Genomic DNA, 21,738 nt, shown 5'->3' with positions numbered 1-21,738 from the left:
CGCTGCGAAAAACGGGACAACCCAAGGATCGAACGCATGAGCCATACCCGCCACCTGGCCGCATTTCTAGCGAGCCTGAAATACTCAGACTTGCCCAACGAGGTGCTTTCGCGTAGCGAAGACCTGTTCCTTGACTGGCTGGGTTCAGCCCTGGCCAGCCAAGGCTCGCACCCGATCCCGTTGTTCGAGCGCTACGCCGCGAGAATGGGACCGGCCGACGGCCCGTCCACCCTCCTGGTCAATGGCCTGCGCAGTTCGCCGTACTTCGCAGCGCTGGTCAATGGCGCCTCCTCGCACCTGGTGGAGCAGGACGACCTGCACAACAGCTCGGTGCTGCACCCGGCCACCGTGGTCTTCCCTGCCGTACTGGCAGCGGCGCAGGACCTGGGCAAGTCGGGTAGCCAACTGCTGCTGGCAACGGTGGCAGGCTACGAAGCCGGCATCCGTATCGGTGAATTCCTGGGGCGTTCCCATTACCGCACCTTCCACACCACCGCCACCGTTGGCACCCTCGCCGCGGCGGTGTCGGTCGGCAAGCTGATGGACTTCGACGAGGAAGCGTTCATCAACCTGCTCGGCAGCGCCGGCACCCAGGCCGCCGGCCTGTGGGAGTTCTTGCGCGATGCCGCCGACTCCAAGCAATTGCATACCGCCAAGGCCGCGGCTGATGGCTTGCTGGCGGCTTACCTCACTGCTGACGGCCTGACCGGCGCCCGCAACATTCTTGAAGGTGACCAGGGCATGGCCGCGGGCATGTCCAGTGACGCCAGGCCAGCGTGCCTGTCCGATCGCCTGGGCAGCCGCTGGGCGCTGCTGGAAACCTCGTTCAAGTTTCACGCCTCCTGCCGCCATACCCATCCGGCGGCCGATGCCTTGCTGGCGTTGATGCGAGACGAGGGCCTGCGCCATGACGACATTGCCAGCGTCGTCACCCGTGTTCACCAGGGTGCCATCGATGTGCTGGGGCGGGTCGAGGTGCCACAGAGCGTGCATCAGGCCAAGTTCTCCATGGGCACGGTACTGGGCTTGATCGCGGTGCATGGCAAGGCCGGGCTGACCGAGTTCCAGCAGCACGCCCTGAGTGATCCGCGCGTAGCGGCATTTCGCGACAAGGTCAGCATGCAGCTGGATGACCAGGTCGATGCAGCCTACCCACAGCGTTGGCTGGGCCGGGTCGAGGTGCTGGGCAACGATGGGCGCCGCTACCAGGGTGCCATCGACTCGCCCAAGGGCGATCCGGACAACAGCCTGTCGCGCCGGGAGCTTGAGGATAAATTCCGTCGTCTGGTGGCGTTTTCCGGGGCGCTGGATGGGAATAGCGTCGAGGCCTTGATCGAGCGTGCGTGGGGGCTGCGCAGCAGTACCGAGCTCAAGGACCTGCTGGTGTTTACAGCAATCGACCACGCCCGCTAGACGCGGGCTGGCCCCGCGAAAAAATCAACCGCTGCCACATGCCCCCGCCTGTGGCACCAGTTGGATATCGACACGGCGGTTGGCCGAGCGACCTTCGAACGTTTCATTGCTGGCAATCGGCTGATTGGCGGCACCGCCCTGGACGGCAAAGCAGTTGTCGGGAATGTCGCCCATACGCTGCATCCAGTCGCGCACTGCGGTGGCACGGGCATGGGAAAGTTGCTGGTTCTGCGCGGTGCTGCCCGTGGTGTCGGTATGACCAGAGATGACAATCAACCAGCCCGGGCGGGCCTTGATGTCTACCAGCGCCTTGACCAGCACCCTGGTCGAGGCCGGGTTGAGTACAGCACTGCCAGCATCAAACAGGGTCAGGCTGTCGAGATGCACCGGCTCGGGAATCGGCTCGGGCCTAAAGGGATGGGGTAGCCCCCACCACCCCGCAGTCATACCTAGCGCCAGTACGGCCCCAAGTGCGAGCAACCACCGACCTTTCCTACTTTTACGCGGCGTCAAGGGTGGCAGGTGCGTGGGGGGCATGATCACCACTGGCGGCACCCTGCTCGGCGCAAGCAGGCTCATCGCTACCGGCAGTGTTTCGCCGATTGCGCTTTGTCGCTGCACCCTCTGGATGAAGCCGGCTACCTGCTGGCGAAGCGCCTGCAATACGCTCAGCGGCGAGTGAACCTGACGTCCGAGCGCAGCGTTCAGCCGCACCAGGGCGGTATTGAGGTTGACCAGCGCACCTGCAAATAATTCCACCCACAAAAGGGGTCAATCGAAATCCCCTACAAGCTTTTCGGATGCAAACTAAGTAATTCCTAAACAAGTATCTCAACAAACACTAAAAATATTGTCTGGAAGTTACGTAAAACGTCTAACAACATGCAGAGGGCGGTCGCCGCTGTCGCTAGGCTGCGATTCACTGCGCAGCAGTCGCAATGGGGCTCGTTACGATGCGCTTTCCAGCACCTTGGGTAGTGCTGCACAATGCCCGGCTATCCGCCAAGGAGGCCTCCACCCATGCAACGCACCGTCATCCTGGGCAACGCCGGCAGCGGCAAGTCGACCCTGGCGCGCACCCTCGGCAAGCGCCTGGATATACCCGTGGTACACCTGGACAAACTGTTCTGGGAGCCCGGTTGGGTCGAGCCCGACGCCGAGGCGTTTCGTACCCGGGTCAAGGAGGCGGTCGCGTCAGACGCCTGGGTCTGCGAAGGCAATTATTCGCGGCGCACCTTCGACCTGCGCCTGCCGCGTGCCGAATTGGTGATCTGGCTGGACACCTCGCGGTTCACCTGCCTGCGACGGGTGATCATGCGCAGCGTATTGAACAAGCCACGCCCGGACCTGCCCGCCGGCTGCAGCGAGCGGCTGGACAAGGCGTTCCTGACCTTTCTGAAGTTTGTCTGGGGATTTGATCGCGACTATCGCCCCTCCATCGAGGCAATGCGGTTGAGGGTGGGCGCGCTGGTACCGGTAGTTCACCTGCACAATGAGCGCCAAATAGACCAGTTCCTGCAGGCACTGCCAAAAAGCCGCGATGAAGGCGCCCAGGCAAGCCAGCACGTGTGAATCAGGGAGGGACGCTCAGCCCTCCCGTGCCGTTACCCCGCCAGCACTGCCCGCACCACACTCTCGGCCATGGCCCGGCGGGTTTGCAGCGTTGCGCTGCCCAGGTGCGGTTGCAGCACTACGTTGTCCAGCACCAGCAGGGCTTCTGGCACCTGCGGTTCATATTCGAACACATCCAGCGCCGCCCCTCCCAGACGCCCGTCTGCCAACCGTGCCACCAACTGCGCTTCATCGATCACGCTGCCACGGGCGACGTTGACGATCACCCCGTCAGGCCCCAGTGCGTCAAGCACCCGGGCGTCAACCAGGTGACGCGATGCCAGGCCGCCTGCCGCCGCCACGATGAGGATGTCACTGACCTGCGCCAGTGCGCAAAGATCAGCGTGGTAGGTGTACGGGCAACCGGGCACAGGCCGGCGATTATGGTACGCCAGGTCGACGCCGAAGGGCTGCAAGCGCTCGGCGATGGCTGCGCCAATCTTGCCCAGCCCGAGTATGCCCACCCGCTGCCCGCGCAGGCGGGTGCCCAACCGCGTGAAGCCGCCCTCAAGCCATTGGCCTTCACGCACAAAACGGTCGGCCTGGCACACCTGGCGCAGCAGCGCCAGCAACAGCGCCACGGCCTGGTCGGCCACTGCATCGGTGAGAATGTCATCAGTGGTGGCAATGCGAATACCCCGGGCGCGGGCTTGTTCCAGGTCGACCTTGTCCAGGCCCACACCGTTGACGGCAATCAGCGCGAGGCTGGGCAGCGCGGCCATCAGTTGCGGGCTGACGCCCTCCCCGCCGTTGGTGACCAACACCCTTATGCGCTGGGAGCGATCGGCCAGCAACGCCTGTTGCTCGGCATCCGTGTGAGCGCGGATCAGGTGAAAATGTTCGGCCAGTTGCGCCTCATACTCTGGCAGCAGCGGCGCCAGCATCAGCAAATCGGCTTTCATCGTGGCTCCTCAGTCGGCCTGGACGGTGATTTGACGTTGCTCTCCCAGGCCCTGGATGCCCAGGCGCATTGTCTGGCCGGCACGCAGGAATACTGGGGAAGGCTTGATCCCCATGCCCACACCGGGCGGCGTGCCAGTGGAAATGACATCGCCCGGTTGCAGGCTCATGCAGCGGCTCAAATAAGCAATCAGTTGCTCAATGCGGAAGATCAGGGTGCGGGTGTTACCGTCCTGGTAGCGATGACCGTCCACTTCCAGCCACATGTCCAGGGCATGGGGGTCGGCAATTTCATCACGGGTCACCAGCCACGGGCCGATCGGGCCGAACGTGTCGAAGCCTTTGCCCTTGTCCCAGGTGCCGCCACGCTCCAGTTGCCACTCGCGTTCCGACACATCGTTGATCACGCAGTAGCCCGCTACATGGTCCATGGCGTTGGCTTCATCGATGTAACGCCCGCCCTTGCCAATCACCACCCCCAGCTCCACTTCCCAGTCGGTCTTGCGCGAGCCGCGGGGAATCTCGACGTTGTCATTGGGGCCACAGATGGCGCTGGTCCATTTATTGAAAATGATCGGTTCTGCCGGTACCGGCATGCCGGCCTCGGCGGCGTGGTCGGCGTAGTTCAGGCCGATGCAGACGAACTTGCCGATGTTGCCCACGCACGGGCCGATGCGCGGGTCGCCCGGCACCCGTGGCAGGCTGTGCGGATCGAGGCCGGCAAGCCTGGCGAGGCTCTCGGGTGCCAGGGCCACGCCGGCGATGTCGGTGATCACCCCAGACAGGTCGCGGATATGCTGGTCGGCATCCAGCAGGCCAGGCTTTTCGGCGCCCTTGTCGCCATAACGCAACAGTTTCATAAAGGTCTCCCGCTTGATTCAATGAAATTCAGAGGCTCATGCCGCCATCGATCAGGTGCACGCCACCGGTGGTATAGGCCGCCGCGTCGCTGCCCAGGTACAGGGCCAGCCGAGCGATTTCTTCGGCGCTGCCCAGCCGCCCCATGGGCTGGCGGGCGACGAACTGCTGGTACACCTGGTCGGCACCCAGGCCCTGGGCAGCGGCCTGTTCGGCGATGCGCTGTTGCAGCGAGGGCGATTCCACCGTGCCAGGGCAAATGGCATTGCAGCGAATACCCTGGGCAATGTAGTCGGCGGCCACGGCCTTGGTCAGGCCGATCACCGCCGCCTTGCTTGCCGCATAGGCAAAACGGTTGGGCACAGCCTTGACGCTTGATACCACCGACGACATGTTGATGATTGAGCCGCCGCCACGGGCGAGCATACTCGGCAGAAAAGCACGGATGGTCCGGTACATGGCGGTGACATTGATTGCCAGCGAACGCTCCCAGGCAGCTTCGTCACAGCCCAGGATGCTGCCGCTGTGTACGTAGCCTGCACAGTTGAACAGTACGTCGATCCCCCCCACCTCCTCGCTCAGCGCCTCGATGGCTTGCGCATCCGTGACATCCAGCACCCGCGCCTGGATGCCGGGTTGACCAGCCAGGGCATCGATGCGGATGTCGCTGGCAATGACCTCGAACCCGGCTTCGGCAAAGGCCCTTGCGCTGGCCAGGCCAATGCCCTGGCCGGCAGCGGTGATCAGTACGCGCCGGGGCGTTGTGTTCATGCGGTCTCCAGCTTGAGGTCGGTGGCAGTCTCACTGCCTTGGCGCCCCAGCATCGAAGCCGGGATCGAGAGGATCAACAGGCCGCTGGCAAACAAACACAGGCCCAGCACGTAGGTGCCATTGTTGATGTTGCCGGTGAGGGTCTCGGCCACGGCGGTGATCATCGACCCGGTAAAGCCCGAGAGATTGCCGATGGCGTTGATCATGCCGATGCCCGCGGCGGCGGCAACTCCGGAGAGCACGCTGCCCGGCAAGGTCCAGAAGATCGGCATCAGGCTGAGGATGCCCGAGGCGGCGACACTCAGGAACAGCACCGAGAGCACCAGGTTGTTGGCGAAGAAGGCGCTGAGGATCAGCCCGCAACCGCCAATGAACGCCGGGACTGCCGCATGCAGCCGGCGCTCGCCGGTGCGGTTGGAGTGGCGTGCATTGAGCAGCATGGCGACCACCGCCACGCCATAGGGGATGGCCGTGAGCAGCCCGATCTCGAGGCTGCTGGTGATCCCGGCGCTCTTGATGATCGACGGCATCCAGAAGGCCAGGCCGTAGAAGCCAGTGTTGAAAGTCAGCAGGATGAACACCAGCAGCCATACCCGCTTGTTGAAGAACACCTCGCTCAGGCGGGTGGCCTTGCCGTGGTTATCCTGCTGCAGGTTGGCCTTGAGCATCTGCTTCTCGTCGCTCGACAGCCAGGCGGCCTTGTCGATGTTGTCGCACAGGCAGGTGAACACCACCACGGCCATGAGCACCGAGGGAATGCCTTCGATCAGCAGCATCCACTGCCAGCCGGCCATGCCGTGCCAGCCGTTGAGGCTGGTCATCAGCCAGCCGGAGAGCACGCCGCCCAGGGTCAGGCTGATCGGCATGGCGATCAAGAAGCCCGACATCACCCGGCTCTGGCGATGGGTGGGGAACCAGTAGTTGAGGTAGAGGATCACGCCTGGAAAGAACCCGGCTTCGCAGATCCCGAGCAAGAAGCGCAGCACGTAGAACATGGTGCTGGCTTCGACATGAAACAGCTTGGCCAGCGGCACGGTGAAGGCCACGGCCATCGAGATGATTGCCCAGCTGGCCATGATCCGCGCTATCCAAAAGCGCGCGCCGTACCGGTGCAGCAGCAGGTTGCTCGGCACCTCGAACAAGAAGTAGCCCCAGAAGAACATGCTTGCGCCCAGGGCATAGACGGTGTTGCTGAACTGCAGGTCATTGAGCATATCGAGCTTGGCGAAGCCGATATTGACCCGGTCAAGGTACGCGGCCATGTAGCACAGCAGCAGAATCGGCAGGATACGCAGAATGACTTTGCGGTAGGTACGGTCCTCGAAACCCGGGTCGCGGGCCGTTGAGGCAAGGTGCTCGGTTGATGTGTGCATCGGTGTGACCCCTGGGCATATCGGGCATGCCTGATTGTTGTTATGGATCGGGTCACCGGGCGCCAGGCGCCCGGTGCTGCAGCCATTAGCAGATCGGTTCGCGGCTCGGCTGGCCGTCGACCAGGCGCAGCAGTCCCAGCGGGTTGGCATCCTGCAGGGCCTGCGGCAGCAACGCCTGGGGGAAGTTCTGGTAGCACACCGGGCGCAGGAAGCGGTCGATCGACAGACTGCCCACCGAGGTGCCACGGCTGTCGGAAGTGGCCGGATAAGGGCCGCCATGCACCATCGCTTCGCACACCTCGACACCCGTCGGGTAGCCGTTGATCAACAAGCGTCCGGCCTTGTGCTCCAGCACTGCCACAAGGTCCGCAGCCCCGGCCAGCTCGTCCGCTTCGCCCACAAGCGTTGCGGTGAGCTGGCCACCCAGTGCATGCAAGGCTTGGAGCAGTTGCCCATGGTCGGCCAGTTCCACTACCACGGTGGCGGGGCCGAACACCTCTTCCTGCAGCAGCGGGTCGGCCGTCAGCAGCAACCGGGCGTCGGCCTGGAACAGTTGCGCACAGGCTTGCTTGCCCTGTTGTTCGGCACCTGCCAGGTGCCGGATGCCAGGGTGCGCCTTGAGTTCGGCGACACCGTGGCTGTAGCTGCGCAAGGTGCCGGCGTTGAGCATGGTTTGTGGTGGCTGATCGGCGATCTGTGCCTGGAGTTGCTCGATGAAGGCGCTGAACGCCGGCGAGCGCACCCCCAGCACCAGGCCCGGATTGGTGCAGAACTGCCCGCAGCCCATCACCACCGAGGCGGCAAGCTCGCGCCCGATGGCATCACCGCGTGCTTGCAAAGCCTGGGGCAGGACGATCACCGGGTTGATGCTGCTCATCTCGGCAAACACCGGAATCGGTTGTGGCCGAGCGGCAGCCAGGTCGCACAGGGCCCGGCCGCCCTTGAGCGAACCGGTAAAGCCCACCGCCTGGATCGCCGGGTGCTTGACCAGCGCTTCACCGACGCCTGCGCCAAAGATCATGTTGAACACCCCGGCTGGCATCGCGCAGCGCTCGGCGGCGCGCACAATGGCCGAGGCCACCTGCTCGGCCGTGGCCATATGGCCGCTATGGGCCTTGAACACCACCGGGCAACCGGCCGCCAATGCGGCGGCCGTGTCGCCACCGGCAGTGGAGAACGCCAAGGGGAAGTTGCTGGCCCCGAATACCGCCACTGGCCCCAGGCCCAGGCGGCACTGGCGGATATCCAGCCGCGGCTGTGGCTGGCGGTCTGGCTGGGCCCGGTCGATACGCGCGGCAAAGAAGTCGCCACGGCGCAGCACCTGGGCAAACAGGCGCAGTTGCCCACTGGTACGCGCCCGTTCACCCAGGATACGGGCACTGGCCAACGCGGTTTCGCGGCAAACGGTGGCGATGAAATCGTCGCCCAGTGCATCGAGCTCGCAGGCAATGGCGTCGAGAAACTCGGCACGGCGCTGCGGCGCCAGGCTCCGGAAGGCAGGATACGCGGCGGCGGCAGCGCGGGCAGCAGCATCGACCTCGTCAGGGGTGGCCTGGTGAAAATCGATGGGCAACGGCTCGCCGGTGCTGGCGTCGACACTGTGCAAGGTCAGGTGGCCGGCGGCGCTACGGGCACCGCCAATGAAGTTGTGGCCGGCATGTTGAGTCATGAACGCTCCTGAAGCCTGTTGAAGAGACTGGGCGCTAATCTAGGCAGGCGAGCGATTCTTTCCCAATGGCATTTGTGGATCGATTGATAACCCAAGGTTATCGGGTCGCCTCCAACCGCTCTCGGGCCTTGCGTGCGTCGGCCATGAGAATCTGGCCGAACTCCAGGGCCGGGCCGACCAGCGGTTCACCTTTGCGAGTGAGGATGCCGTAGTCCTGGGGTGCCAGGTGCAAGGGCGTTTCGAGGGTGCGCAACACGCCACTGTGCAGGTGCGGCTCGACCATGGCCTGGGGCAGCATGCCGATCATGGGGCCGCCCTGGAGCACCTTGAGGAAGGTCTGCATCGAGATGGTGTCGATGGTGTTGCGCGGCACCGCCACCCCGGCCTCGGCAAAGGCCCGCTCCATGCGCCCGCGGATCGGCGTGCCCTTGGGGTAGAGAATCCACGGCCATTCCAGCAGTTGCTGCAGGGTCACCGCTCCCGCTTCGGCCAGCGGGTGCTGATGATTGACCACAAAACAGAACGGCTCCGGGGCCAGCGGCTGGAAGTCGAAACGCTGGCGCTGCGCTTCATCGGTAAAGCGTGCCACGGCCAGGTGCAGGATCTTTTCATCGAGCATGGCCATCAGGTGGTCGCTGGTCTGCTCCACCACCTCGATCGACAGCAACGGCCAGCGCTGCTTGATTTGCACGATGGCGTCCGGCAGGGCCACGGCGGTGGCGGCAAAAATCCCGCCGACCTTCAAATGCCCATGCCCGCCCTCGCGCAGGCTGCCGATCTGGTCGACGAAGTTGCGCGCATCGTTCAAGGCCACCTGGGCGTAGCGCACCACCTGCTCACCCAGTGCGGTGGGCGGCATGCTGCGCGGCTGGCGCTCGAACAGGGCAAAACCGAGCAGGTGCTCGATCTCCTTGAGCATCTTGCTGATCGCCGGCTGGCTGAGGTTCATCTGCTGCGCGGCGACGTGCATGTTGCGGGTGCGCCCGAGGGTGTCGATCAGTACCAGGTGGCGGAACTTGAGCCAGTTGCAAAAGTGCGAGAAGGAAAGGTCCGTCATGGAATCCGCCTTTAGTGCAATAACCTGTTGTTATCGGATGGTGAGAATATGCCATTGGAGTTTATCGCCACTCTTACCTAGCGTGCAGCTTTCTACAGCCCAGAGATGCCCTGCCATGCCGCTAACCCTGACCCCAGCAAACACCCTGCCCACCGACGGCCTTGCCGGCACGCTGATCGGCCGCGCCTGGATTCCCGGACAGGTAGCCGGCCCCTCGCCTATCGTGCTGCGCGCCGACGGCGTGTTCGACCTGTCCCGACACTTTGCCACCCTGAGCGAGTTGCTGGAGCAAGACCACCCGCTGCAAGCGCTGCGCGCCAGCCCCGGCGCGTTCGTGTGCAGCGTCGAGGCACTGCTGGCCAACTCCGGTGCCCATGCCAACCCTGAACAGCCCTACCTGCTCGCACCGCTCGACCTGCAAGTGATCAAGGCCGCGGGCGTGACCTTTGCCGCCAGCATGATCGAGCGGGTGATCGAGGAACAGGCCGGCGGCGATGCAGTTCGCGCCGAAGCGGTGCGGGCCACCGTGCGCGCAGTAATCGGCGACAACCTGCGCACGGTCAAGCCGGGCTCGGAACAGGCCATGGCCCTCAAGGCCCTGTTGATCGAGCAAGGCATGTGGTCGCAATACCTGGAAGTGGGCATCGGCCCGGATGCCGAGGTGTTCACCAAGGCGCCGATCCTGGCAGCAGTGGGCAGCGGCAACCTGATTGGTGTCCACCCAGGCTCGCAGTGGAACAACCCCGAGCCTGAAGTGGTGCTGGCGGTCGACAGCCGCGGTCGCATCCACGGTGCCACCCTGGGCAACGACGTCAACCTGCGCGATTTCGAGGGCCGCAGTGCGCTGCTGCTGAGCAAGGCCAAAGACAACAACGCCTCCTGCGCCATCGGCCCGTTCATCCGCCTGTTCGACGAAGGCTTTGACCTCGACGCGGTACGCCAGTGCGTGGTCGACCTCAGGGTGCAAGGCGCCGACGGCTTTGTACTGGCCGGTACCAGCTCGATGGACCAGATCAGCCGCGACCCGCAGGACATCGTGCAACAGACCCTCAACGCCAACCACCAGTACCCCGACGGCTTCCTGCTGTTTCTCGGCACCCTGTTCGCCCCCACCGAAGACCGCGACCACCCAGGCGCCGGCTTCACCCACAAACCGGGCGACCGGGTGAGCATCAGCAGCCCACTGCTGGGTGCGCTGCACAACCAGGTCACCGGCAGCGACCAGGCCGCGCCCTGGACCTTCGGGGTCGGTGCGCTAATGCGCAACCTGGCCGAGCGGGGGCTGCTGCAACGCTGATTGCTCCACCGGCGAGACTCACTCATAACAATAAAAGCGAGGCTTGATATGACTACCGAGGCCAAGGTCTCCCCCACGCCCGATCCGCGCCAACTGCGCCGGGCGATCTACACCGGCGCCATTGGCAGTGCCCTGGAGTACTACGACTTCGCCATCTACGGGCTGGCTTCGGCGCTGGTCTTCGGGCACATCTTCTTCCCGTCGCTGGGTACCACCGGCGCGCTGCTGGCAAGCTTCGCCACCTATGGCGCAGGTTTTCTGGCACGACCGTTCGGCGGCTTGTTCTTCGGCTCGCTGGGTGACCGCAAGGGGCGCAAGCTGGTACTGCTGCTGACCATCGCCCTGATGGGCACCGCCACCACCCTGATCGGCCTGCTGCCAACCGGCCCCGTCGGTGCCGTGCTGCTGGTGCTGCTGCGCCTGCTGCAGGGCTTTGGCGCCGGCGCCGAACAAACCGGTGCCGCCACCCTGATGGCCGAACTGGCCCCGCGCAAGCGTCGTGGTTTCTATGCCGCCCTGCCCTTCATCGGGGTGTTCAGCGGCCTGGCCCTGGCGACCATCACCTTCCGGGTGCTGGATGCCTCGCTGACCCGCGAGCAGCTACTGGACTGGGGCTGGCGCCTGCCTTTCCTGGCCAGCGTGGTGCTGATCGGCATGGCTGTGTGGATACGCCTCAAGCTCAAGGAGAGCCCGGTGTTCCAGCAGCTCAGCCAGAGCCAGCACGTAATCGAATCACCCATGCGCGAAGTACTGCGCAACGCCCGTCGCCCGCTGGCCGCCACCACCCTGATGCGCATGGCTGAAACCGGTTGCTCGACGCTCTATGCCACGGTGTCCATCGCCTTCCTCACCGGCTTCGCCAGCAGCCATCTGAGCAACGGCGGGGGCAACCTCACCAGTATCGGTACCAATGCGGTGTTGGCGGCGAGCATCCTGAGTGTGCTCACCACGCCGCTGTTCGGCGCCCTGTCGGACCGTTTCGGGCGCCTGGCGGTGTACCGCGGGGGTGCGTTGTTCTGCGCGTTGTGGGCATTCCCGTCGTGGTGGATGATCGACAGCGGCGAGCCGCTGCTGGTGTGTATCGCCGTGGTCGGTGGCTTTGCCTTCGGTGCCAACAGCATGCTCGGGGCCCAGTGCGCGCACTTCACCGAACTGTTCGGCAACCGCTATCGCTACTCCGGTGTGGCCCTGGCGCGGGAAGTCGGCGCCATGCTCTCCGGTGGCCTGGCGCCGATCCTGGGGATTTTCCTGGTCGGGCTCGCCGGAGGCGCCTACTGGGTACTGGCGCTGTACACAATGGTGCTAGCCTGCCTGACCCTGCTGGGCACCCTGCTGTCGACCGAAACCCGTGGCCGTGACCTGACCGACCTCAATGACGCCGTTGGCCGTGGCGCCACCCTTGCGCAATGCGCCCGTACCCCGGCCTGGCAGCGCTGAAGCTGCGTCCTTCAATTACAAGAGAGATACCCCATGAGCCATACGCCCAAACGCCACCTGCGCAGCCAACAATGGTTCGACGACCCGAGCCACGCCGACATGACCGCCCTGTATGTGGAGCGCTACATGAACTACGGCCTGACCCGTGACGAACTGCAGTCCGGCCGTCCGATCATCGGTATTGCCCAGACCGGCAGCGACCTGACCCCGTGCAACCGCCACCACATCGAACTGGCCCAACGGGTCAAGGCCGGGATCCGCGATGCCGGCGGCATTCCCATGGAGTTCCCGGTCCATCCCATCGCCGAACAGAGCCGCCGCCCCACCGCGGCCCTGGACCGCAACCTGGCGTACCTGGGCCTGGTGGAGATTCTCCACGGCTACCCGCTGGACGGCGTGGTGCTGACCACCGGCTGCGACAAAACCACCCCTGCTTGCCTGATGGCCGCTGCCACCACCGACCTGCCGGCCATCGTGCTGTCTGGCGGGCCGATGCTCGACGGTCATCACAAGGGCCAATTAATCGGCTCCGGCACCGTGCTGTGGCATGCCCGCAACCTGCTGGCGGCGGGTGAAATCGACTACGAAGGGTTCATGGAGATGACCACCGCGGCATCGCCGTCGGTAGGCCACTGCAACACCATGGGCACGGCGCTGTCGATGAACGCCCTGGCCGAGGCCCTGGGCATGTCCCTGCCAGGCTGCGCCAGTATTCCTGCGCCTTACCGCGAGCGCGGGCAGATGGCCTATGCCACCGGCAAGCGTATCTGCGAGCTGGTGCTGCAGGATGTCCGTCCCTCGCACATCATGACCCGCAACAGCTTCGAGAACGCCATCGCCGTGGCCTCGGCCCTGGGCGCTTCGAGCAACTGCCCGCCGCACCTGATCGCCATCGCTAGACACATGGGTATCGAACTGTCGCTGGATGACTGGCAGCGGGTCGGTGAAAACGTACCGCTGCTGGTCAACTGCATGCCGGCCGGCAAATACCTGGGCGAAGGCTTCCACCGCGCAGGTGGAGTGCCTGCGGTGATGCATGAGCTGCAAAAGGCCGGGCAACTGCACGACCACTGCGCCACGGTCAGCGGCAAGACCATCGGTGAAGTGGTGCGCGACACTGTCACCAGCAATGCCGAGGTGATCCTGCCGTTCGAGGCGCCGCTCAAGCACCGTGCCGGCTTCATCGTCCTGAGCGGCAACTTTTTCGACAGCGCGATCATGAAGATGTCGGTGGTGGGCGATGCGTTTCGCAAGACCTACCTCTCGGAGCCTGGCACCGAGAACAGCTTCGAGGCACGGGCCATCGTCTTCGAAGGGCCGGAGGACTACCACGCACGGATCGACGATCCGGCCCTGGATATCGATGAACGTTGCATCCTGGTCATTCGCGGCGCCGGTACCGTCGGCTACCCCGGCAGCGCTGAAGTGGTGAATATGGCGCCACCGGCGGCGCTGATCAAACGCGGCATCGACTCGTTGCCGTGCCTGGGTGACGGCCGCCAGAGCGGCACCTCTGCCAGCCCGTCGATCCTCAACATGTCACCAGAGGCGGCGGTGGGGGGAGGCCTGGCATTGTTGCAGACCAACGACCGGCTGCGCGTCGACCTCAACGCCCGCCGCGTCGACCTGCTGGTGGACGAAGAAGAAGTCGCCCGCCGACGTGCGGCCTGGCAGCCGAACATCAAGCCTTCGCAGACGCCGTGGCAAGAGCTGTACCGGCAATTGGTGGGGCAACTGTCTACCGGTGGTTGCCTGGAGCCTGCGACCCTGCACATGAACATCATCGCCCGCGAAGGTGGCATGCCGCGGCATTCGCACTGAATCATCGCGGGGCGAGACGTCGCACCGCCACGCCCACAGGTTCGCCGTAGGCCAGCAAGAGCACAACGATTTGTGCTCTTGCTCTTGCACCGGCCCCGAACCAGACGAAATCCGCTCTCTGACCTTTCGATTCAGGCCAAGTGAAGGCACAATGCGTGTCCTTTTTTTGGCCGGCCTTGCCGGAGGCCTCGAAATGATCAAAACGCCGTACTACCTCATCGACAAAACCAAGCTGCTGCGCAACATGGAGAAGATCGCCTACGTGCGCGAGCAGTCCGGGGCCAAGGCCCTGCTGGCCCTCAAGTGCTTCGCCACCTGGTCGGTATTCGACCTGATGGAACAGTACATGGACGGCACCACCTCCTCGTCGCTCTACGAGCTCAAGCTCGGCCGCCAGAAATTCGCGGGTGAAGCCCACGCCTACAGCGTGGCCTGGGCCGACGACGAAATCGAAGAGATGCTCGAGAACTGCGACAAGATCATCTTCAACTCCATCGGCCAGCTGCAGCGTTTTGCCGAACAGTCTGAAGGCAAGGTCCGCGGCCTGCGGGTCAACCCGCAAGTCAGCAGCTCCGACTATCTGCTGGCCGACCCGGCCCGCCCGTTCAGCCGCCTGGGCGAATGGGACCCGGTCAAGGTCGAGCAGGTCATCGAACAGATCTCCGGCTTCATGTTCCACAACAACTGCGAGAACGGCGACTTCGGCCTGTTCGACCAGATGCTGTGCACCATCGAGGAACGTTTCGGCCACCTGCTGCACAAGGTCGAGTGGGTCAGCCTGGGTGGCGGTATCCACTTCACCGGTGAAGACTATGCGCTGGACGCCTTCTGCGCGCGCCTCAAGGCCTTCTCGGAAAAATACGGCGTACAGGTCTACCTGGAGCCGGGCGAAGCAGCCATCACCCAGAGCGCCTCGCTGGAAGTCACCGTGCTCGACACCCTCTACAACGGCAAGCACCTGGCCGTGGTCGACAGCTCCATCGAGGCACACATGCTCGACCTGCTGATCTATCGCCTCAACGCCAAACTGGCGCCAAGCGCGGGCGAACACACCTACATGGTGTGCGGCAAGTCCTGCCTTGCCGGCGATATTTTCGGCGAGTACCCATTTGATCGTCCGCTGGCCATCGGCGATCGGCTGTCGTTTGTTGACGCAGCGGGCTACACCATGGTCAAGAAAAACTGGTTCAACGGCCTGAAAATGCCGTCCATCGTAGTGAAACAACTCGACGGTACAGTCGAGGTGGTTCGTGAATTTGGGTTCGAAGACTACCTGTCCAGCCTCTCGTAAGCGGACAGAAAGGAGAGATAGAGAAATTGAAGAAGAACGTTCTTATCATTGGTGCAGGAGGTGTCGCCAAGGTGGTGGCCCACAAGTGCGCGCAGCACAACGACGAACTCGGTCGTATTGCTATCGCGTCGCGCAACATCTCCAAATGCCAGGCCATCATCGACAGCGTCAAGGCCAAGGGCAGCCTCAAGCAGCCCGCCGACATCAAGGCCTTCTCGCTGAACGCCCTGGATGTCGAGGCGACCAAGGCGCTGATCCGCGAAACTGAATCGCAGATCGTCATCAACGTCGGTTCCGCCTTCCTCAACATGTCGGTGCTGCGTGCCTGCATCGATACCGGCGTGGCCTACCTGGACACCGCCATTCACGAAGAACCGGGCAAGATTTGCGAGACGCCGCCCTGGTATGGCAACTACGAGTGGAAACACCTCGAGGAATGCCAACAAAAGAACGTTACCGCCATCCTGGGCGTGGGTTTCGACCCGGGCGTCGTCAACGCCTATGCGGCCCTGGCCAAACAACAGTATTTCGACCGCATTGATTCGATCGACATTCTCGATGTCAATGCGGGCTCTCATGGCAAGTATTTCGCCACCAACTTCGACCCGGAAATCAACTTCCGCGAGTTCACCGGACAGGTGTGGAGCTGGCAGAACAGCCAGTGGACCAGCAACACCATGTTCGAGGTCAAGCGTACCGACGACCTGCCGGTTGTAGGCTCGCAAAACCTGTACCTGACCGGCCACGACGAAGTGCATTCGCTGTCGAAGAACCTCGACGTGCCGAACGTGCGTTTCTGGATGAGCTTTGGCGAACACTACATCAACGTCTTCACGGTGCTGAAGAACCTTGGCCTGCTCTCCGAGCAACCGGTCAAGACAGCCGAAGGCCTGGAAGTGGTGCCGCTCAAAGTGGTCAAGGCCGTGCTGCCCGACCCTGCCTCGCTGGCACCGGGCTACACCGGCAAGACCTGCATCGGCGACCTGGTCAAAGGCATCAAGGATGGCCAGCCACGTGAGGTCTTCATCTACAACGTGGCCGACCACGAAGAAGCCTACGCCGAAACCGACAGCCAGGGCATCTCCTACACCGCAGGCGTGCCACCGGTGGCGGCTGCCCTGCTGGTCGCCCGTGGCGAGTGGGATGTACAGCGCATGGTCAACGTCGAGGAGCTGCCGGCCGAGCCGTTCCTCAAGGCGCTGGACGTGATGGGCCTGCCGACCCGCGTCAAAGACGAGAACGGTGATCGTCCCTGGAACTGAGTTGTATTGAGTTCCGGTAAAAACAAAATGCGCCCTGATGGGCGCATTTTGCTGTCTGGGAGCGAGCTTGCCCCGCGATAGCGATGCCACTGGAAGACCACACCGCCGCTCCACCTGGCGACTGCTGCGCAGTCGATCGCAACCTGGTCCCCGGGCAGCGGCTACAGATTGCCGGTGTAGCCGCTGGCGACAGCCTGCGTCGACCGCGCAGCGGTCGTGGTTCAAGTCAGCAGTTCCTACCGGCAGAACGCCAGAAATGTCTCTCGCCCCGCCAGCGCCAGCGTCTCATCGGCATGGTGGCGAAGCGTCGAGCCACGCACACCAAACTGAATCACGATAACGTCCCGTTCCAGCGCGCTGCGATTGGGCGAGCCTCCGTGCAGTACGGCTGCATGCAGTGCAAGCCCTGCACCGGCTGGCACATCGGGAATCAACGCCGTGTCGATGTCCGCACCTGGATCAAGATGAGAAGCCGGCACCACCGCCGTTGCGCCGTTGGCTGCGCTCATGCCCTGAAGCGGCAGCAACAGCCGCATGGTCCGGTTGTCTTCGCTCGCGAAATACTGATTGCTCGCGTCCCGATGCCACCCTACAGCCGGGCCAATGCCGTTGGGTTTGCGGGTCAGATTGCAGAAGTGAAAAACCACTTCGTCCGGCGTGCACGCAAGCAACGCGGCTGCACATTGCCAGAGGGCCTCGCTGCAGAACACGGCCGCAAAACGACTATCCAGCGCAATGAGATCGCCAATGATGAACGGCTCATTGGCCCATTGCTGTGGGTCAATATCCGGATTGCGCCGGGGATGCTGGCGGGTGACATCGGTAATGCTTATGCCGCATGCCAGAGGTGCTGCAGCGCCAGCGCGATGCTGACGCACCACCCGATCGACCAACGCCCGCGCTGCAGTCAGGCTGCTGTCATCCAGCAGCCCGTCGATCACGGCATAGCCTTGAGAGGCAAAATCCATACAACGTTCCCGCGCCTACAAGGCCGGTGTACGTGGCGGGATCATCCGCTTGCTGCCAGTCGACTCGAAGGCCGACGCCAGGCGCAGCAAGGTCGAATCTTCGTAGGCACGCCCGGCAAAGGTCAGCCCCACCGGCATGCCGATGTCCGCCATCACCCCCATCGGCACGGTGACGGTCGGCACGCCCAGGTGGCGGATGGCGAGGTTGCCGTTGGCCACCCACACACCATTGCTCCAGGCAATATCGGCCGATGCCGGGTTGACGTCGGCATCGGCCGGGCCCACATCGGCAACGGTCGGGAACAGCACCGCGTCCAGGCCCAACTGGTCCATCCAGTCTTCCAGGTCGATATGACGCGTCTTCTCCAGCCCGCGCAGGCCATCGGGCACGGTGCTGATCTGGTCCCACGGGGCAATCCCACGTTCAGCCATCTTCACGTATTCGTCCATGCCGGCGGCCAGGTCACCTTCACGATTGGGCAGCGTGCCCGGGTCGTGAGGGAAAATCAGCGGGCCGTCGACATCCACCAGGCGGTTGAGCTTGGGATCGCCATTGGCCTGAAGGAAGTCGTCGAACGCCCAGGCGGTCAGGTCCCACAGTTCATGGTGGAGGAACTCTTTGGACACCAGGCCGCGGTTGAACACCGTCGGTGCGCCCGGACGGTCACCCTCACAGTTGGACACCAGCGGGAAGTCCACTTCGATCACTTCGGCTCCAGCAGCCTCAAGTGCCTTGCGCGCCTGCACCCAGAGCTCTATCACCGAAGGGCGGGTATGGATGCGCTGGCCAGTCGGGCCACCGATACCTGGCGCCTCGGACGTTCCGGCTTCAGGGTCGGCATTGATGTACATCTTTGGAATGCCCAGGCGCTTGCCCGCCAGCGACTCGGCGCCTGCGGCCAGCTCCAGGTAGGAGACCGGACGCACCGAGTCGACACTCGGAATCGGCACCCAGGGTTGCAGGCGCCACAGGTCACCACGGGTGTCAGGGTCGTGGGCCACGACGATGTCGAGGACTTCCAGCAGGTCGCTCATGGTGCGGGCAAACGGCACCACCACGTCCATCGTCGGCGTCAGCGGCCAGTTGCCACGCACCGAGATCACCCCGCGCGAAGGCGTATAGGCACACAGGCCATTGTTGGAGGCCGGGCCTCGTCCGCTCGACCAGGTCTCCTCCGCCAGGCCGAAGGCGGCAAAGCTGGCCGCCGTGGCCGTGCCAGCGCCATTGGATGAACCCGAGGCAAAGGGCGCGGTGAGGTAGTCGGCGTTATAGGGGCTCTCTGCCCGGCCATAAACGCCCCGCTGCATGCCGCCATTGGCCATCGGCGGCATGTTGGTCTTGCCCAGGCAGATGGCTCCGCCGGCGCGCAGGCGTTCGATGGTAAAAGCATCGCGATAGGCAATCAGGTTGGCAAAGGCCGGGCTGCCGGACGCTGCGGTCAGGCCCTTGACCAGGTAGCTGTCCTTGGCGGTGTACGGGATGCCGTCGAGCGGGCCCAGAGCCTGGCCCTTGGCACGACGCTCATCACTGGCCCGGGCTTCGTTGAGCGCCTCGGGGTTGCGTACTACTACCGCGTTCAGGGCAGTGGCAGTGTCTGGGCCATCGTAGGCGTCGATCCGGGCAAGGTAGGCCTGGACCAACTCTACTGCCGTTGTCTGGCCAGATTCGAGTGCTGCGCGCAACTCGGCAATGGAAACCTCGGTGACCTCGATCATGCTGTTATCTCAAAATGGCTGTTCATATCAGTTCTTGTTGCTCTGCAATGCGACTCAGGACCGGGCCAGGCGCAGGGCGCCAGTGTAACGGATTGCTCCCTGCCCTGGCCCTCGCCCCTGCGACGTATTCATTCGCCCAATAGGCATTCAGCAATCAAATACCGGGTATTTCAACATTTAATTTGTGGATAGTGCAGCCTTGTCTATATCGTGTGAATGCATCCCCAACGCAGCGCCGGCCGGCGCTGCCAGGCACGGGGACACAACAACAAGTCGAGACTGTCCATGTCGAAATCTTCTTACTACGCCCCTCACGGTGGGCACCCGGCTCAGACCGAGCTGCTGACAGACCGTGCCATGTTCACCGAAGCCTATGCCGTGATCCCCAAAGGCGTGATGCGTGACATCGTCACCAGCCACCTGCCCTTCTGGGACAAGATGCGCATGTGGGTCATCGCCCGCCCGCTGACCGGCTTCTCGGAAACCTTTTCGCAGTACATCGTCGAACTGGCGCCAGAAGGCGGCAGCGAGCGTCCTGAGCTGGACAAGAACGCCGAAGCAGTATTGTTCGTCGTCGAAGGCGAAGTCGACATCACCCTGCAAGGCAAGCCGTACACCCTGAAAGAAGGCGGCTACGCCTTCATTCCGCCGGCGGCCGACTGGAGCCTGCGCAACACCAGCGGCAAGAACGTTACCTTCCACTGGATCCGCAAGCACTACCAGGTGGTTGAAGGCCTGGCGCTGCCAGAAGCGTTCGTGACCAACGAAAAAGACATCGAGCCGATCCCGATGCCGGGCACCGACGGCGCGTGGGTCACCACTCGCTTCGTCGACATGGCCGACATGCGCCACGACATGCACGTCAACATCGTGACCTTCCAGCCGGGCGGCGTTATTCCGTTCGCTGAAACCCACGTGATGGAACACGGCCTGTACGTACTGGAAGGTAAAGCGGTGTACCGCCTGAACCAGGACTGGGTTGAAGTTGAAGCCGGTGACTTCATGTGGCTGCGTGCCTTCTGCCCGCAAGCCTGCTACTCCGGCGGCCCAGGCCCGTTCCGCTACCTGCTGTACAAAGATGTGAACCGTCACATGAACCTGGTGCTGAATCCACAGCGTTAAGTCCAGGCTCGATGCATAAAAAGCCCGCCATTACTGGCGGGCTTTTTTGTGTTTTCGAAGGAGTAGCCGCTGCCGAAGCGCAAGGCTGCGATCGACTGCACAGCAGTCGCATTTGCAGTAATGGAACAACTGCGGCCGCTTCGCGCCCGATCGCAGCCTCACGGCAGCGGCTACACCTCCAGGAAATCAGCCTTTGGTGAGTTTCAGCAGCCCGACGGCCAACATCAACCATACAAAGCCTATGATCGTTAACCATGCCGAGGCAACCATTCGACACTTTAGGTACCTCGGAAACTTCCGAACCTCATCCGCATCGATCAATCCTCTTTTGATACCAAAAGGCGGGTGTAGCATTGCGGCGCATAGTGTATTGACCAAATAGAACCGGGACGGGATGTGCCTCGTCCCCCAGATCGGTATCTGTTGTTTAAGCCAGTTGCTGCCCTCAAAGCGTGCAAGCATGACATCAAAGTCACGACCGAAAGCGATATACATACTCAAGGCCACACCTGAAAAGCAAAGAGCAAAAGGGGTCATCATAAAAGCGAATGCCCACCAGGAACTCCAGAAGTCGGTCATGGTTTAGTCTGCTCATAAACAAACTCACCAAACCACTCACCACCGGCCCCACCGCCTAACCCACCTGCGAGTCCTCCTCCGCCGACCAGGACAATTCCGCATACAGCTCCGCCTACTCCACCGGTAAATACTGTGAAGACACCACAGAGCGAGTAGGCGGCATAACCACCGATAGCCGCTCCAGCTGTTGCACCACCCAACCCACCAGAAAAACTCCCGGCTTCAATGAGTCGCACCTTTTTGCACGCTTCCGTCTCTCCGGCCCGGCAGACTTCCTGCACCTTGAGTGCCGACGCCCCACCACCCAACGCAATACCTACATAACCACCATATTTAAGATACTTCGCCGTTTTCGCTACCTGCTCCAAATGCGTGGCATACCCCGGAATCTGCCCCGCTCCACCGGCACGGCTCCAGTGATGCACCACGCTTTTGGTGGAAATGCCCAGGTCACGGCGCAACATTTCATAGCTCCCCAGATTCAGTTGTTTGTTGAGAAAGGCACTCTTCAACTGGGCATCAAGGGTCTTGTACAACTCACGACGCGCCGCAAAGAAATCCCGGCTGTTCAAATGACCGTGGAGACTGAACGA

18 protein-coding genes and 1 pseudogene are annotated in these 21,738 nt (G+C 63.1%); 8 read left to right on the top strand and 11 right to left on the bottom strand.

The window, feature by feature from the left end:
- The first annotated feature begins 36 nt into the window (after positions 1–36).
- Positions 37–1,413, top strand: a complete 1,377-nt coding sequence (locus H621_RS0118715) for an MmgE/PrpD family protein (RefSeq protein ID WP_028944862.1) — start codon at positions 37–39, stop codon at positions 1,411–1,413.
- Positions 1,414–1,437: 24 nt separating this feature from the next.
- On the opposite strand, the gene H621_RS27780 is transcribed toward H621_RS0118715, so the two are convergent.
- Entirely contained in the window at positions 1,438–2,172 is a 735-nt protein-coding gene (locus H621_RS27780) for an OmpA family protein (protein ID WP_245219098.1), read from the bottom strand.
- A 261-nt stretch (positions 2,173–2,433) separates the two neighbouring features.
- Between H621_RS27780 and H621_RS0118700 the strand changes: the two genes are divergently transcribed.
- Positions 2,434–2,985 carry a P-loop NTPase family protein gene (locus H621_RS0118700; RefSeq protein WP_028944860.1) on the top strand — a complete coding sequence of 184 codons (552 nt, stop codon included), beginning with the start codon at positions 2,434–2,436 and terminating at the stop codon, positions 2,983–2,985.
- A 32-nt stretch (positions 2,986–3,017) separates the two neighbouring features.
- Here H621_RS0118700 and H621_RS0118695 read toward each other — a convergent pair whose 3' ends face one another.
- The 6 genes from H621_RS0118695 to H621_RS0118670 all read right to left on the bottom strand — a co-directional run bounded on the left by H621_RS0118695 (position 3,018) and on the right by H621_RS0118670 (position 9,652).
- Positions 3,018–3,926: a 2-hydroxyacid dehydrogenase gene (locus H621_RS0118695; protein WP_028944859.1), complete on the bottom strand. Its 909-nt coding sequence runs from the start codon at positions 3,924–3,926 to the stop codon at positions 3,018–3,020.
- A gap of 9 nt (positions 3,927–3,935) precedes the next feature.
- Positions 3,936–4,784, bottom strand: coding sequence for an ureidoglycolate lyase (locus H621_RS0118690; protein ID WP_028944858.1), 849 nt, complete (start codon positions 4,782–4,784; stop codon positions 3,936–3,938).
- A 28-nt stretch (positions 4,785–4,812) separates the two neighbouring features.
- Positions 4,813–5,553 carry an SDR family oxidoreductase gene (locus H621_RS0118685; RefSeq protein WP_028944857.1) on the bottom strand — a complete coding sequence of 247 codons (741 nt, stop codon included), beginning with the start codon at positions 5,551–5,553 and terminating at the stop codon, positions 4,813–4,815.
- Positions 5,550–6,926 carry an MFS transporter gene (locus H621_RS0118680; protein WP_028944856.1) on the bottom strand — a complete coding sequence of 459 codons (1,377 nt, stop codon included), beginning with the start codon at positions 6,924–6,926 and terminating at the stop codon, positions 5,550–5,552. Before H621_RS0118680 ends, H621_RS0118685 begins: the two co-directional genes overlap by 4 nt.
- Positions 6,927–7,011: 85 nt before the next feature.
- Positions 7,012–8,595 (bottom strand): aldehyde dehydrogenase (NADP(+)), encoded by a 1,584-nt coding sequence (locus H621_RS0118675; RefSeq protein WP_028944855.1) that lies wholly within the window; start codon positions 8,593–8,595, stop codon positions 7,012–7,014.
- A 97-nt stretch (positions 8,596–8,692) separates the two neighbouring features.
- Positions 8,693–9,652: a LysR family transcriptional regulator gene (locus tag H621_RS0118670; RefSeq protein WP_028944854.1), complete on the bottom strand. Its 960-nt coding sequence runs from the start codon at positions 9,650–9,652 to the stop codon at positions 8,693–8,695.
- A gap of 115 nt (positions 9,653–9,767) precedes the next feature.
- On the opposite strand from H621_RS0118670, the gene H621_RS0118665 reads away from it, so the two are divergent.
- From H621_RS0118665 to H621_RS0118645, 5 genes are all read left to right on the top strand, one after another.
- Positions 9,768–10,949, top strand: coding sequence for a fumarylacetoacetate hydrolase family protein (locus H621_RS0118665; protein ID WP_028944853.1), 1,182 nt, complete (start codon positions 9,768–9,770; stop codon positions 10,947–10,949).
- 48 nt (positions 10,950–10,997) lie between these two features.
- A complete protein-coding gene (locus H621_RS27270; protein ID WP_051270613.1) occupies positions 10,998–12,386 on the top strand; it encodes an MFS transporter in 1,389 nt (462 codons plus the stop codon).
- A gap of 33 nt (positions 12,387–12,419) precedes the next feature.
- On the top strand, positions 12,420–14,207 hold the full coding sequence (locus H621_RS0118655) for an IlvD/Edd family dehydratase (RefSeq protein WP_028944852.1): 1,788 nt from the start codon (positions 12,420–12,422) through the stop codon (positions 14,205–14,207).
- 193 nt (positions 14,208–14,400) lie between these two features.
- A complete protein-coding gene (locus tag H621_RS0118650) occupies positions 14,401–15,498 on the top strand; it encodes a carboxynorspermidine decarboxylase (protein WP_028944851.1) in 1,098 nt (365 codons plus the stop codon).
- A gap of 26 nt (positions 15,499–15,524) precedes the next feature.
- Entirely contained in the window at positions 15,525–16,760 is a 1,236-nt protein-coding gene (locus H621_RS0118645) for a saccharopine dehydrogenase family protein (protein WP_028944850.1), read from the top strand.
- 236 nt (positions 16,761–16,996) lie between these two features.
- Here H621_RS0118645 and H621_RS0118640 read toward each other — a convergent pair whose 3' ends face one another.
- Together H621_RS0118640 and H621_RS0118635 are read right to left on the bottom strand one after the other, a co-directional pair.
- The gene (locus H621_RS0118640; protein WP_028944849.1) at positions 16,997–17,728 is read right to left on the bottom strand and encodes a phytanoyl-CoA dioxygenase family protein; all 732 of its coding nucleotides are present in this window, start codon (positions 17,726–17,728) and stop codon (positions 16,997–16,999) included.
- Positions 17,729–17,743: 15 nt separating this feature from the next.
- The gene (locus H621_RS0118635) at positions 17,744–19,444 is read right to left on the bottom strand and encodes an amidase (protein ID WP_028944848.1); all 1,701 of its coding nucleotides are present in this window, start codon (positions 19,442–19,444) and stop codon (positions 17,744–17,746) included.
- Positions 19,445–19,729: 285 nt separating this feature from the next.
- Between H621_RS0118635 and H621_RS0118630 the strand changes: the two genes are divergently transcribed.
- Positions 19,730–20,566 (top strand): bifunctional allantoicase/(S)-ureidoglycine aminohydrolase, encoded by an 837-nt coding sequence (locus H621_RS0118630; RefSeq protein WP_028944847.1) that lies wholly within the window; start codon positions 19,730–19,732, stop codon positions 20,564–20,566.
- Between the two features lie 186 nt (positions 20,567–20,752).
- On the opposite strand, the gene H621_RS0118625 is transcribed toward H621_RS0118630, so the two are convergent.
- Together H621_RS0118625 and H621_RS28775 are read right to left on the bottom strand one after the other, a co-directional pair.
- Positions 20,753–21,145, bottom strand: coding sequence for a hypothetical protein (locus H621_RS0118625; protein ID WP_028944846.1), 393 nt, complete (start codon positions 21,143–21,145; stop codon positions 20,753–20,755).
- Positions 21,142–21,738: pseudogene (locus tag H621_RS28775) on the bottom strand (hypothetical protein); the annotation flags it as partial. The pseudogene H621_RS28775 and the gene H621_RS0118625, both read right to left, overlap by 4 nt.

Origin of the sequence: Pseudomonas vranovensis DSM 16006, from assembly GCF_000425805.1 — a bacterium.
In the GTDB taxonomy this organism is placed as follows: Bacteria; Pseudomonadota; Gammaproteobacteria; order Pseudomonadales; family Pseudomonadaceae; genus Aquipseudomonas; species Aquipseudomonas vranovensis.
Note: the sequence above shows the minus strand (reverse complement) of the source record. Positions and strands in the feature narration are given on the sequence as shown.

What these genes read in the sequence shown, in the direction of transcription:
- H621_RS0118715 (WP_028944862.1), top strand. Translation starts at nt 37, where the DNA reads ATGAGCCATACCCGCCACCTGGCCGCATTTCTAGCGAGCCTGAAATAC.
- H621_RS0118700 (WP_028944860.1), top strand. Translation starts at nt 2,434, where the DNA reads ATGCAACGCACCGTCATCCTGGGCAACGCCGGCAGCGGCAAGTCGACC.
- H621_RS0118695 (WP_028944859.1), bottom strand. Translation starts at nt 3,926, where the DNA reads ATGAAAGCCGATTTGCTGATGCTGGCGCCGCTGCTGCCAGAGTATGAG.
- H621_RS0118690 (WP_028944858.1), bottom strand. Translation starts at nt 4,784, where the DNA reads ATGAAACTGTTGCGTTATGGCGACAAGGGCGCCGAAAAGCCTGGCCTG.
- H621_RS0118685 (WP_028944857.1), bottom strand. Translation starts at nt 5,553, where the DNA reads ATGAACACAACGCCCCGGCGCGTACTGATCACCGCTGCCGGCCAGGGC.
- H621_RS0118680 (WP_028944856.1), bottom strand. Translation starts at nt 6,926, where the DNA reads ATGCACACATCAACCGAGCACCTTGCCTCAACGGCCCGCGACCCGGGT.
- H621_RS0118675 (WP_028944855.1), bottom strand. Translation starts at nt 8,595, where the DNA reads ATGACTCAACATGCCGGCCACAACTTCATTGGCGGTGCCCGTAGCGCC.
- H621_RS0118670 (WP_028944854.1), bottom strand. Translation starts at nt 9,652, where the DNA reads ATGACGGACCTTTCCTTCTCGCACTTTTGCAACTGGCTCAAGTTCCGC.
- H621_RS0118665 (WP_028944853.1), top strand. Translation starts at nt 9,768, where the DNA reads ATGCCGCTAACCCTGACCCCAGCAAACACCCTGCCCACCGACGGCCTT.
- H621_RS27270 (WP_051270613.1), top strand. Translation starts at nt 10,998, where the DNA reads ATGACTACCGAGGCCAAGGTCTCCCCCACGCCCGATCCGCGCCAACTG.
- H621_RS0118655 (WP_028944852.1), top strand. Translation starts at nt 12,420, where the DNA reads ATGAGCCATACGCCCAAACGCCACCTGCGCAGCCAACAATGGTTCGAC.
- H621_RS0118650 (WP_028944851.1), top strand. Translation starts at nt 14,401, where the DNA reads ATGATCAAAACGCCGTACTACCTCATCGACAAAACCAAGCTGCTGCGC.
- H621_RS0118640 (WP_028944849.1), bottom strand. Translation starts at nt 17,728, where the DNA reads ATGGATTTTGCCTCTCAAGGCTATGCCGTGATCGACGGGCTGCTGGAT.
- H621_RS0118635 (WP_028944848.1), bottom strand. Translation starts at nt 19,444, where the DNA reads ATGATCGAGGTCACCGAGGTTTCCATTGCCGAGTTGCGCGCAGCACTC.
- H621_RS0118630 (WP_028944847.1), top strand. Translation starts at nt 19,730, where the DNA reads ATGTCGAAATCTTCTTACTACGCCCCTCACGGTGGGCACCCGGCTCAG.
- H621_RS0118625 (WP_028944846.1), bottom strand. Translation starts at nt 21,145, where the DNA reads ATGACCGACTTCTGGAGTTCCTGGTGGGCATTCGCTTTTATGATGACC.